The 13,083-nt window shown below is 31.6% G+C and carries 12 protein-coding genes; 4 read left to right on the plus strand and 8 right to left on the minus strand.

The window, feature by feature from the left end; translation table 11 throughout:
• Positions 1-854: 854 nt before the first annotated feature.
• Positions 855-1,010: a hypothetical protein gene (locus GWJ05_RS01330; protein ID WP_158482374.1), complete on the minus strand. Its 156-nt coding sequence runs from the start codon at positions 1,008-1,010 to the stop codon at positions 855-857.
• A gap of 350 nt (positions 1,011-1,360) precedes the next feature.
• On the opposite strand from GWJ05_RS01330, the gene GWJ05_RS01335 reads away from it, so the two are divergent.
• The 3 genes from GWJ05_RS01335 to GWJ05_RS01345 all read left to right on the plus strand — a co-directional run bounded on the left by GWJ05_RS01335 (position 1,361) and on the right by GWJ05_RS01345 (position 3,732).
• Positions 1,361-1,651 carry a putative quinol monooxygenase gene (locus GWJ05_RS01335; protein ID WP_103004903.1) on the plus strand — a complete coding sequence of 97 codons (291 nt, stop codon included), beginning with the start codon at positions 1,361-1,363 and terminating at the stop codon, positions 1,649-1,651.
• A 245-nt stretch (positions 1,652-1,896) separates the two neighbouring features.
• On the plus strand, positions 1,897-2,796 hold the full coding sequence (yafC, locus tag GWJ05_RS01340) for a DNA-binding transcriptional regulator YafC (protein WP_036934843.1): 900 nt from the start codon (positions 1,897-1,899) through the stop codon (positions 2,794-2,796).
• A 357-nt stretch (positions 2,797-3,153) separates the two neighbouring features.
• Positions 3,154-3,732, plus strand: a complete 579-nt coding sequence (locus GWJ05_RS01345) for an NAD(P)H-dependent oxidoreductase (protein ID WP_036934841.1) — start codon at positions 3,154-3,156, stop codon at positions 3,730-3,732.
• A gap of 107 nt (positions 3,733-3,839) precedes the next feature.
• On the opposite strand, the gene GWJ05_RS01350 is transcribed toward GWJ05_RS01345, so the two are convergent.
• On the minus strand, positions 3,840-5,390 hold the full coding sequence (locus GWJ05_RS01350; protein WP_161680945.1) for a methyl-accepting chemotaxis protein: 1,551 nt from the start codon (positions 5,388-5,390) through the stop codon (positions 3,840-3,842).
• Positions 5,391-5,839: 449 nt separating this feature from the next.
• Between GWJ05_RS01350 and GWJ05_RS01355 the strand changes: the two genes are divergently transcribed.
• Positions 5,840-6,427 carry a histidine phosphatase family protein gene (locus GWJ05_RS01355; RefSeq protein ID WP_161680947.1) on the plus strand — a complete coding sequence of 196 codons (588 nt, stop codon included), beginning with the start codon at positions 5,840-5,842 and terminating at the stop codon, positions 6,425-6,427.
• A 536-nt stretch (positions 6,428-6,963) separates the two neighbouring features.
• On the opposite strand, the gene GWJ05_RS01360 is transcribed toward GWJ05_RS01355, so the two are convergent.
• From GWJ05_RS01360 to GWJ05_RS01385, 6 genes are all read right to left on the minus strand, one after another.
• A complete protein-coding gene (locus tag GWJ05_RS01360) occupies positions 6,964-8,013 on the minus strand; it encodes a fimbrial protein (RefSeq protein WP_052038455.1) in 1,050 nt (349 codons plus the stop codon).
• An 11-nt stretch (positions 8,014-8,024) separates the two neighbouring features.
• Positions 8,025-8,543, minus strand: coding sequence for a fimbrial protein (locus GWJ05_RS01365; RefSeq protein ID WP_087803246.1), 519 nt, complete (start codon positions 8,541-8,543; stop codon positions 8,025-8,027).
• A gap of 11 nt (positions 8,544-8,554) precedes the next feature.
• A complete protein-coding gene (locus GWJ05_RS01370) occupies positions 8,555-9,043 on the minus strand; it encodes a fimbrial protein (RefSeq protein WP_087803248.1) in 489 nt (162 codons plus the stop codon).
• 7 nt (positions 9,044-9,050) lie between these two features.
• Positions 9,051-9,767, minus strand: coding sequence for a fimbria/pilus periplasmic chaperone (locus GWJ05_RS01375; RefSeq protein WP_161680949.1), 717 nt, complete (start codon positions 9,765-9,767; stop codon positions 9,051-9,053).
• Between the two features lie 18 nt (positions 9,768-9,785).
• Positions 9,786-12,296, minus strand: a complete 2,511-nt coding sequence (locus GWJ05_RS01380; RefSeq protein WP_087803250.1) for a fimbria/pilus outer membrane usher protein — start codon at positions 12,294-12,296, stop codon at positions 9,786-9,788.
• A gap of 214 nt (positions 12,297-12,510) precedes the next feature.
• Positions 12,511-13,065, minus strand: a complete 555-nt coding sequence (locus GWJ05_RS01385) for a fimbrial protein (RefSeq protein WP_036934830.1) — start codon at positions 13,063-13,065, stop codon at positions 12,511-12,513.
• Between the last annotated feature and the right edge of the window lie 18 nt (positions 13,066-13,083).

Raw genomic sequence — 13,083 nt, forward strand, 5'->3', positions numbered from 1 at the left:
TAAAAAAATTTTAATACAAATTCATCATCAATGATTAACTTTTTTTTGGTGCTTACGCCGTGTAATTACTCAGTTTTATGGTTTTTATATTTGTAATACAAATCATAAGGATAACAAGTTTATGATGAGAAGAAGTAAATAAAAAATGAGAATGATTCTTTTTTGTTTTCTAAGATAACGGTATATTTAGAGTGATCTTGACTATATAAGTAAAAATGTATAGCTGTATATTCTCTATTTTTTATTATAAAAAATAGAGAATATACTTATTTTCAATAATAGAAAATGCTTTATTAAGCCAGTTTGCTGATCTTTTTTAGGCGCTAAAATCGCCTTTTTAACGCAAAGCGAAAAAGTGAAATATTATTGACGTTTATCGGCCTATTTTTAGGAGAGAGATAAATTTCACCTTGATAATTGTCATACAAATAATTACGGTAAAAAAGGAGACAAAAAATGCGTGTACAGATAATCCGTGTTGCGTTAATTACGCAATAACCTCTAATGAGATATTTTCTTTTGGTTGTTGCTTCTTTCCTTTCTTTTTTATTATCAGCATTTGTTTCACAATTAATGGCATTATTTTTGGTAATAAATCGTGGAAATATTAATGATGAAAAGATTATTCCTATCATCAAATGGCTCTGTTTTGATAACAAAAATCAGCAATTATGTTAGTGATGTTTTAGGATTTAACATTTGAGGTTGTCTTTTTTTTCTAAAATTAAGTCAGTGTTATGAACAGTTTGTCTAATGTTGATAAAATTGTATGTATTTTATTTTTGATGTATTACACACAAAAAAAAAGAGTAAATTGTGAACTTGCTCTCTTTTTATTTCCCCTCGATTGGGTGCTAATCAACTAGGATAAATTTTTCTGGTGCTCTTTTAATTTTAAATTGAGAGAAAAACAGTAATAAAAGAAAGATCGTTGCTAAAGCAACATTTAATGACACGATGTTATAGCTGTATTTGAGCAACATCCCACCCAATGGTTGTACCAGCCGCATAACCTATAATTAATCCCCTGCTGTTATTATTGAAATATCTAACTATAGGTAATGATAGGTAACAATCCCAATAGGTGTAAATTTTGTTGCACCGATTGCAAAAGTATCTGTGACGAGGAGTAATAAAAAGAAAAAACGTTCATCATTATTCCTGGCTAAATGAGCAAGGGCTAAAAAAATTGATACAGAGTGAGTTTAATGGGGCAATAAAAGCAATCAGTAAGAAAAAGACAATAGACTTTTGCTCAAATGTAAATAATGAAATGAAAAACAAAATAAGGATTATGTTAAAGTAATTTAAATTTGTTGTTTATTTATCATTGTTGTTTGGTCTAAGTATAGGATTTTATATGAATAATATCAGGTTGATTGCCACGATTGTAGCAAAAGAAAATCATGAAAATGAGGTGTTATCTGCGTGTAAAGCAATGATAAAACCCAGCCATCAAGATGATGGGTGTATCCAATATGAGCTTCATAAGGATACAACGCAACCAAGAACATTTATTTTTTTTGAAGTCTGGGAAAACCAGAATGCCATTGATGAACATAATAAAACGGCACATATGAGAGCATTCATTGAAAATCTAAAGGAGAGAATTGAGTTGTTAGATATCAAATTTATTGAAAAAATCGCTTAATCCTATTTACTCTTTGTTAATGTGTCGCATTGTTATTTTAAATAGAGCGTTTTATGTTTCGAGCATCATTTAAGCAGATATACGCTATGTATATTTGCTTATTTTTTAGTCGGTTATGTTTATATTGGCCACTTTATTTATAATAACGCATTATTCTCCTCTTACTATTAACTTAATTGTAATAATAAAAAATATTTATACGCTTAGATATCAATATATCACTTAATACCACTGGGACACGTTGTATGAAAGCTACGTCAGAAGAAGCGAGAGTCTTCATTGAAGTTGTTGAACATAAAAGTTTTACAAAAGCAGCTAATAAACTCAATCTTGCTAATTCAGCTGTTAGTCGTACTGTAAAAAAGTTAGAAGATAAATTAGGGGTTAATTTACTTAATAGAACGACTCGCCAAATTGATCTAACGGCAGAGGGCGAACTTTATTTTCAGCGCATGAAAGTTATTTTGCAGGAAATGAAAGCGGCTGAAAATGAATTATATGGTACACAGAGCTCACCTAAAGGATTATTGCGAGTAGATGCGGCTACACCCGTTGTTTTACATCTGTTGATCCCTTTTATTTCTATTTTTCGTCAACAATACCCTGATATTACTTTGTCATTAGTCTCATCAGAAACGTATGTGAATTTAATTGAGCGAAAAGTTGATGTTGCTATACGCGTAGGACAATTAACGGATTCAAGTTTACGTGCACGTCCTTTATTTAATAGCTATCGTAAAATTATTGCCTCCCCCAAATATATCGAACAAAAAGGGACGCCGGTAACAGTACAAGCATTGAATGAACATACTTGTTTAACATTTACTGAGCCAGCTTCGTTAAATACGTGGCCTTTAGAAATTGAAGAAAATACATTAATTACAGTAAAAGAAGGGGTATCTTCAAACAGTGGCGAAACATTAAGACAATTATGTGTGAATGGTGAAGGGATCGCTTGTTTATCCGGTTTTATGATAAATAAAGACATTCAAGAGGGCAAAGTGGTTGAGCTTTTCAGCGATCAAATACAACCTATTCCATTACCTTTTCATGCTGTTTATTATAGTGATCGGGTCGTGAGCCAGCGTATTCGCGTTTTTATTGATAACTTAACGCAATATTTATCTGACACATTAAAGTTGTAACTTTTGACACACTGATGTACTTGATTTCTTACAGCTTATCTTAGTGTGATAGTAAGACAACCTTATTAGGGTAAATAAGATCCTTATTAAGGTTATAACAGCCCGCCTTTTAAAAAAATAGCCTAAGTAACAATAGACTTTTACCTAAAAAGCAATAATCTCTATTATTAATATGCATAATCGTAAAATTCGATTTTTTTAGTTTTTTATTCTTTTTAGTTTCATTTTATCTTTATAAAAGGATAAAAATTCTATCTTTCTATTATTTTTTAGAGTTTGTTATTGTGTGCGAGTTTTTTCATTTCCTGTTAAATTTACGCTATCAAATGTATTGCAAGAAAAAATTTAGGAGATGATATGAATATTTTACTGATTAACGGTGGCCAAAACTTTGGTCATTCTGCAGGACGATTAAACCGTACATTACATGATATTGCAGCTGAGCATTTAGTGACATTCGGGCATTGTGTTAAAGAGACTCAAATAGAAGAGGGCTATGACATTAATGAAGAGATTGAAAAATTCTTATGGGCTGACGCTGTAGTATATCAAATGCCAGGTTGGTGGATGATGATGCCATGGAAAGTGAAAAAGTATATGGATGATGTTTATACTTTAGGGCATGGCAAATTATATGAGAACGATGGACGTACTCGCCGTGATCCCAAAAAACAATATGGCACAGGGGGGTTGTTACAAGGCAAAAAATATATGCTCTCCGTGACTTGGAATGCGCCCGTTGAAGCTTTTAATGAGTTTGGTAATTTCTTTGATGGCAGAGGTGTTGATGGTGTTTATTTCGCTTTCCATAAATCTCAACAATTTTTAGGCATGTCTCAATTGCCTACTTTTATGGCAAATGATGTGATTAAAGAACCTAATGTTGATAAAGATATTGTCGAATATAAAGCACATTTAACTCAAGTGTTTGGTTAAAATTATCAATTTCTATAGCTGATTGGATGATAGAAAAAAATCTTTTAAAGGTCACCACAATACAATATTGGTGACCTTTATTTTTCAATCAATTATTTTATTAAGTTTTAGATACTTTTAATCTGAAAGTAGTTAACTAATTTATTAAGATTGAGTGCCTGTTCATTGAGTGAACCTGCGGCGGCAACCGACTCTTCCACTAATCCTGCATTTTGTTGCGTTGTTGAATCAAGCTGGCTTACGGCATTGTTGATTTGTGAAATACCGTCACTTTGCTCATTACTCGCTTGTCCAATTTCTCGTAATAATGCACTGATTTCTTCAACATCTGTGATCATTTTTTGGATCTGTAATTCAGCTTGTTCCACTAAATCCATCCCTTCTTGTGTTTGGGTTGATGAATTTTCAATCAGTGTACGTATATCATTTGCTGAATCTGCACTTTTTTGTGCTAATAATCTGACTTCACTTGCGACAACGGCAAAACCTTTGCCATGTTCGCCCGCTCTTGCCGCTTCAACCGCAGCATTAAGTGCAAGAATATTTGTTTGGAATGCAATGGAATCAATTAAGTTAATAATATCTGTCATTTGAGATGATGAATTATTGATGGCTCTCATTTTTTCTGTTAACTGAAGCATCATTTCACCATTATGATGGACGGCAATTTCTGTTTTTTCAGCAACATTAATTGCATCAAGAGTATGCTCTGCAGTATTTTTAACCGTTGACGTCATTTGCTCCATTGAGCTTGCAGTTTCTTCTACGGAGGTTGCCTGTTCTTCTGTTCTTGCAGCTAAATTTTGACTACCTGCTGTGATCTGTTCAGCGGCAGATGAAATGTTTTCAGCACCGTTTTGTACATTTTGCACAACATCTAATAGATGGGTTTTCATCACAGCAAGCGCTTGTAATAACATTCCTGCTTCATCATGATAATGAGTGTTAACTTCTTGTGTTAAATCACCATTAGCAATCGCTTTAGCAAAATTCACAGCTTCATCTAACGGGCGAGTAATACCTTTTGTAATAAACCACCCTAAAACAGTACCTACAATAATGCTAATAAGTGTCAATAATACTAAAAATACTCTCTTCTCAATGAAATCGCGCTCAACGGCTTCACCTGCCTTATTCATTTTTTGATTTTGTAGCGCAATAAATTCCAAGAGTTTATCGCGATACATAAGTTGAATACCTGCTGTTTTGGTGATTAATTCATTAACAGCGACGTGCCGATTATTTTCGTTAAATGCTTTTACTACAAAATTTTGAGAGGTGATATATTTCTGACGGATCTCATAAACTTCAGCGAGTATTTTTTTTGATTCATCATCGTGAGCTGTTTCTTCTAACTCTTTTAGTAATTGAGCAACCTTGGCGGTGATCTCAGCTTTTTTACTCTCTTGTTCAGAGGCTAAACGGCCTTGCTCATCTAGCATGGTGAGTTGCTGAAAGATAATAAATTCATTGAAATTATTAATTAGCAAATTGGCTTTTACTGTGGCTGGATAGATATCATCAACAACATCATGAATATCTTGATTCGCACTATTCAACCCCATTAATGCAAAACTAGAACCCAACATAATTAACATTACCAATGTTGTAAATGCGATAGTTAACTTTGTACGAATTTTAACGTTTTTAAAGAACATGCTTAACCCTGGATAAATAATAATTAATAAGTATTAGTAACTTATTGAAGAAAAGACAGTATCGGTAAGCAGTGACAGAACTTTAGTCATTAAACGAAATAAAGGCAGATAAAAAGGCTTGCATTGATTTTTAACACACTATTTTTAGTGTGTTAAAGAGATTTATTCCCTTTTTTTATCTAAATGTGCTTAGTATTTAATTTTCATTCGATTTTATAAAATTGAGAGTTAAGTAATAAGAACTCAAGATATTCTTTATTTTTTGTTAACAATTGTTTGTCTTGTTTTTATGCATGTTAATTTGATCTTGAAGATTAAGAAGATACCGTCTCTGAAAAATTTTCGGCTATGATAAACTGGTTGACCTACAACAGGTGAATTTATGGCTAGTGTTAAATATACTTAACTCTCCATACTTCTTATATTTATTGATGTAAAGGTAACGCTGTATGCGCAGTGTATTTATATTTTTGAGTGTATTTATTTTAGGGTTTAGTCATATGGCGTATTCAGATCAAACACTCGTTTTTATAAGGCATGGTGAAAAACCTGATAATGAAAGTGGGCAACTAACCTGTAAAGGATTAAATAGAGCTCTCGCTTTACCTGATGTACTTATCAATCAATTTGGCAAACCTGACGCATTATTCGCTGCGGCGCCTAAACAAAGTAAGTTAGGTAATTCATTACGTTCACTTCAAACTATCTCTCCCATTGCTATTAAAATGTCATTACCTATCCATCTTCATTATCATGCTAAAGAAATAAAAGAATTACGTGAAGACCTGTTAAGTCAGCAATATGAAAACTCAGTTATTTTTATTGCATGGGAGCATGATAATTTAGTCAAAGTGGCACGAGATATCATGAAGAAAGAAGGGGGAGATCCTAAATTAATCCCTAAATGGAAGAGTAGTGATTTTGATAGTATTTATATCTTAAAAATAATCCGAGAAGATAATAAAAAAAACATTATATTTGAACAAAGACAACAAGGGTTAAATGGTGTTTCGGGCGATTGTGGTAAGATTTATTAAATGTATTATTGATAAATTAAAGTGCATATTAATTACAATAAGGATCTAATTAAATTAGGTGGATCGTTATAACTAGTAAATATTGTGGTAAGTCACGATCTTTATTTTTTGTATTGTGTAATGATCATTTAAAATGAGATGCATAATTTGTGTTTTTTTTAGTTATTTTACTTAATAAATTAAAATTACTTATTGAGTGTATATTATACTATTGGTATAAGATAGGTTGGCCATACGGATATATATTTTTATTTAATCTCCTTGAACAGAGTATTTATAGCTAATGATTTAGTTAATTTTTTTCTTAAATGCTTCTATTTGATATTTTTTTATTTATTATTTTTTGTTTTAGTAAGTTATATATACATATCCTTTAGATTCTATAGGTTCATCAGCTATAGAAAAATAGGATAGAACGGAAGGCATTCATGCTTAGAAAGCAATATTATTTATCTTATTTTTACCAATGTTTTTTTATTCAACATAACTTATAGAGTAGATACTCTATAAGTTATCGAAAATTGAGCAGAACAGAGTTAAAGTACTGTCATTATAAGTGTCGCTGATGCTGTAAATTCACCTGTTATTGACTTGTTTGGATTATTTATTACAGGGGAAACTTCTAGTACATCCTGCCCACTTCCATTAGCCAATACAGTATTAAATGATGAATTAGGTTTAACAATAATACCATTGTACTTCACCATGATCCCAATATCATCGGGAAGCGAAGTCGCAATTAAATCAGAAGAAAAACTTGCTGGATTAGCAATAATATTAATTTTAATATCTTGATTGATAGGTGTAGTACAAGAATATAATAGTGGAATAGTCTTGATATAGCTATCACCGGCTTGAGTGATTTTAGTATTATCAATATCACCAAAGTCAATGTTAATAGCTTGATTGTTATTAATTCGGCATACTATCGGCAATGAAATTGTTTGTCCTGCTGTGTAAAATTTTGCTGTGGGAGTATTATTCACGATGTTGTAAGAAGAAATCGAGCTATAAACAGTGAATAGTTCAATTCCAGGTGGAACATTAACAAAACCATTTAATTGATCTTTTCTTAATCGTAAGGTAATTGCCTGTTCAGTACCATAGAAATCATTAATCAAATTAAGACCTACATCTAACTTACTTAAATCACGACCACTATTAGCAGCAGGATTATGAGGTATTATTCCGCCATTATAGCCTTTGGTCTGAATTTTTATATCCAGATCATCGCTTAGCTTTAAAAAACCGTTACCATATTCGGATGGTGGTAGTGAACTTCTTGTATTATAAAAACCGTACGGTATTATTGCAGTAGAGCCTCCAGTTCCCACAAGTATAGGTTTATAGCGACATATCACTTCATAATAAGAGTCAGAATAATTATATAGAGCAGAAGAATTGGCGGAGCTATCAGTAAATGAGCTACCACTAAGAGTAATATTAAATCTATTTGATCCTTGTGCATCCCAGCAACTATTTACAACATCAGCAGCAATAGATTTTGGTGAAATAAGAAAATTAAAAATGATTAAAATGAAGATTATTTTAGTTACAACGGATGTTTTTTTTATTAAATAGCTCATATCATTACAACCTAAGGATAGTTGATTAATAAATTAAGATTGGCTGTAAAGTTACCATCTATAATTTCATTATTTTCAATTGCAGTAGTATATGCTTGTATATATGCGTTAATAGTTATAATATTTTGACCGTCGGTAAGTTTCTTTCTTAAGATACTTTTATTTATTTTTATATTCTCACCATCAATGGTTTCTATACCTAAAGCTATGCCTTTTGCCGTGCCATTAATTGCTAATAACTCCGGAAGCATTAAATCTCCATCTCCAAGAAAGCTAATTTCTACTTCATTACCCAATGAAGTATCGCATTCTTCTAGTTTTATTGTAAATGGATATCCAATTGTTCGAGTGTGAAGGTATAAAGTTTTTTTAATTACATTTCCAATATCTATAATTTGGTATTTGGAATTTAAATTTAATACGCAAGGTTCAGCGACAATTTCACCATGCATATATAAATCACCATTTTTAGAAAATGCAGTTGAAATAAAAGCAGAATACACAAAAAGTATAATATAAATATAGTGCATAACGCCTCTTACTAAAAATAAGTTGAAATGAGTGTCGCCGTGGCTGAAAAATAGCCAACATCAAGTTGTTTTGTCATATCTAACATTATTGGTGTAACAGTAAATTCATATAATTTGTCATCTTTAGCTTTAAGGAAATTATTAAGTATAATTGGATTTCCAATGTTATCATTGAATATAATTCCCAAATTTTCTTTGCTGGTAGATATTACGTTATTATAACCGCCAACTGTATTTCCTTGAATTTGAATGTATAAACTCTTATCTAAACTTCCTTTGCATTTCATTGGGATACTAATTTTCTTTGTATACTCTTTCCCATTTACTTTTTTTATTCCAATCATGCCAAAATCAATATCCATATCTACATTATTATTGAATTCGCATCCAGGTTCAAATAGGCGTCCTTTAAAATGTATATCTGTTCCATAACCAAGAATCGAAGAAAATGATTTAGAATGAAAAAGAACTAGTAGTATTAATAAATATTTATTTAGCATAAATTTCTCAAATATTTTTGACTTGGCATTTATGTTCTAAACACTGAAATGTCAACGTTGGACGACCACCATAGTCATTGATATATGTAAGTATAAATTTATCATAAACAGTCGTTTTTAATTTTATATTACTCAATGGTGGAACTGTAATAGGAGAAAATTGAGTATCCGTTTTTTGATCGTTATAGGATTTTATGTCAGTTATAGTAATATAATAGCCTGTCGGATTATTAATTGAGTAACCATTTTTTTCTTTTGTTAAAATAAGTTTATTTTGCCAAACTTCGCCTGAATCTCTAATTATAGAGCTAGGACGATAAAATAATTTAATTCTTGTTTGTAGTGCAATTTGCATAACATTAGGTTTATCACTACGTGGTGGTATTTCCCTAAGGTTAAAGTAAAAAAGTGTTTCCCTATCTTGTGGTAAATTCTTTATTTCTGGCAATGAAGATATTCGAACCATACTTTTAGTTCCTGGCTCAATGCGTTGAATAGGAGGTGTAATTAATAATGGCTTTGTTATTTTATTGAAATTCTCATCTTCAACCCATGCTTGAGCTAAATATGGTAACTGACTACTTTCATTACTTATTTTTAAACTTATAGATTTTGTTCCTTCGCCATAAATAGCGCGAGTGCGATCTAAGGCAATTGCAGCATTACTATTTTCTGTATTTAATAATGTAAATATAGAAAATATAAAAGTAGATATCTTTTTCATTTCTTCTCCTAAATATTACTATTTAATTTTTGAGGGGGTACAAGGTAATAACAAATCTTGATTAAGCTGAATACTTTGTGGTATTTCAATCTGACATTGTTGTGTTCCATTCCATTTAACATGCAAAGTTTCTTCAACAGTAAAACCTGCAATATATGCCAATCCATTATCACCAACGATGCCAAGCTCTCTTCCTTGCTCATTTTGAATACTTGCTCCAAAAGGGGGGAAGTTACCTTGTTTTAATCTAATAATGACAAATCCTTTATTTCCGCGAAGTATATTGAATTTACGGAAACCAATAGCACCATCGGTGAGAGCAGATTCAACAATACTATTATTAACATCTACATCATCAGCTATTTTATTTATATCAATACTGGTATCTGTACGATAATAACTATTAATATTAGTGAGTACGGCAATTCCAAAAGAATTACTATGTAATATTCCATTGTTAATTGGAATATTATCAACACCCTCTGTACTAAGCATTAATCTTGTACCACCATTAATACCAGAAGGATGAAAAGCAGCCCCATTCATTGTGGCAGTGAACCCTCCCTGAATAGAAGTTCCTAATGAACGATATTGATGTTGAGCATATGACGCGTTGACACTAATATCTGCTATATCATTACGATGATTATAATAACCATTAACCATCGTATTTATCTCTTTCATTGATCTCTGAGTTTCACCAATTGATACTCTATAATTGTTATTTATATCTATATTATCTGTAAAGTTGACAGCTTGATTGATAAAGTTATTCGAGCTTTGGCCGTTATAACCTAGGGTCTGACCATTTCCTAATGGAACTGAAACTCCTAGCGATATACTATCATCAGTACGTTGATTTCTTTGGCTTCTTACCGCAGAAATATTAATAGATAAATTTTTTTGATTAAAAAAATCAAAATATCGACTAAGTGACAAGCTATAATTATTTTCGTCTGGCTTATCCCAATAACTTTGATGAGAATAAGTAGTGTATAAACTTAATCGTGCATCTGTGAAGTTTTTATTGAGAGTCACAGTGTACATTTCTTTATTTTGTTTTATCTTATTACCAAGATACCGTAAATTTAAAAATTGATTCATAGTTACATAATCACGTTCGGAAAATCTGTAACCAGCAAAAGTTACTTCACTATCATAATCATCAAATCTTTTTGAGTAACTTAGTCGGTAAGATCTTCCTGATATGCTGTTAGAATTCGGAATTTGTGCATGTGATTGTGTAACATCAATAGATAAAGCACCTAATAGAAACAAATCTCTACCTATACCAATAGATAATGAATTGAATCCATCAGTTATAATTCCGCCACCATAAAGAGACCAACTATTTGCAACGCCCCATGAAATTTCATTGCTAGCAAATATATTGCCTTGCATCTTATGCTGAAATGTTGAAGGACGTCCTATGGCCATTTTATAACGTAAAGAGCCTGGTCTAGTCAGATAAGGAACGTTGGCGGTATCAATATAAAATATTTGTTCAGTTCCATCCTGCTCTTGAACTTTAACCTTTAATTTTCCACTTACAGCACTAGTTAGATCCTGAATTTGGAATGGACCTGAAGCGACGGTTGTTTCATGTATCACTCGGCCATGTTGAGTTACTGTAACGATAGCATTAGTTTTTGCAATTCCTCTTACTTCAGGTGCATATCCCCTTAAATTAGGAGGGAGCATTCTTTCATCAGTAACTAAACTAACACCAGTATACCTAAATGAATCAAATATATTTGATTGGAAAAAACTCTCTCCCAATGTGATAACAGACCGGATATTGGGTATTGCTCTAAAAGCATATAATCTAGACCAATCAAATTTATTTATAGCATTATTTGATGATGAAACTTTAGTATAATTTCCTTGATAGTCAGCTCGTACTCTCCATTTGCTGATATTGGCACCTAACGTACCACTAATATTTAAATTTCTTGAGGAGCCATTGTTCTCATGGCGGTTTAAATCCATATTTAGATTATAATCTACAAGGAAACCATTTATTCCATTATCCCATTGAGATTGTGGTAACCAATTAGAGTCACTATATTCTAAATAAGTCTTCGGTATAGTTAAATTTAAATTACCATCAGCTACATTTGCCTTAATAGTAAAACCGTTTAAAGCGCTGAAATCTGCACATTGTTTTTGATGCCAAGTTTTAATTTTTTCTTGAGTATTTTGTGTTAAACCAAGTTTGTGAATTGATTGAATAGGAAAACAAATATCTGTTTTATTTGAGTCTGTCTCATTTGTATAGAATAAAATGGATTGTTCTTCATTCCCAATTTTTTGATTGTTGAGAAAAATATTTAATAGATAATCACCTGGCATGACATATTCAGAATCTTTAAATCTAGATAAATCTATATTATTTCTATCAATTGAATCGAGTACGTCTGTATTAAATTCAATTGCTTCTACACTAAAACAATTGACCATACTCAATAGTAGAATAATTACTACTACGTTATGTTTAGTTTTTTCCCTATTAATCATAGTTAATTTCATCAAATTATTATTCTCAATAAAATCATAAATGTTGTTTTAGAATGTAAATATTTATATGCAATATAAATTTATTTTATTTTTCTTTAAGTGATTAAATAGTAATGCGAGTGACTATTAAATATATAAATAGGGGTATTAACTACCCATAATGAAGATTCATTATGGGTAGTTATTATGATTTGTTTAATAATGCATTAATTATGCAAAAATAGATTTATGGATATGCAAGTGTAAAGTTTGCTACACTGCTAAATTCTCCAGGGGTAACTTCTCCTGTTGCTGAACTACCTTGTAAGTATGCAGAGAACACTAATTTGTTATTACCATTTAATAAGCTACGTGCTGCTGACGGTGTACCTAATGTAATTTGTGTACCACTACCATCAGTAACGACAACACCGGCTCCTTTAGCACTGCCTGTCACACCAAGAAGCTTATTGTTAATGGCATCTTTAGTACCATCAAATGTAATAGTTACATTTTTCTTCGTTGCAGTATCACATTTTTCTAACTCAATGGTAAAATTACGAGGTGTTGAGTTTCCTGCATTTGAAAGTAACACGCTTGAAACTTGCCCAAGATCAACCGTTTGATTTGAGCTTTCTGGTGCGATAGAGCATGGCGAATCAATAATTGATCCAGTAAAAGTTACACTACCAGAGCCTTGCTCTTTTGCGATCGTCGTTGTTTCTGGTTCAACGGCTGATGCGCCAAATGCAACAATACTAGTGGTTAAAGCTAAAGATGATAAAAATTTATTCAATTTCATGTTTCTTCCATTAGTTAA

The sequence above is a fragment of the Proteus sp. G2626 genome (assembly GCF_009915985.1).
Taxonomy (GTDB): domain Bacteria; phylum Pseudomonadota; class Gammaproteobacteria; order Enterobacterales; family Enterobacteriaceae; genus Proteus; species Proteus vulgaris.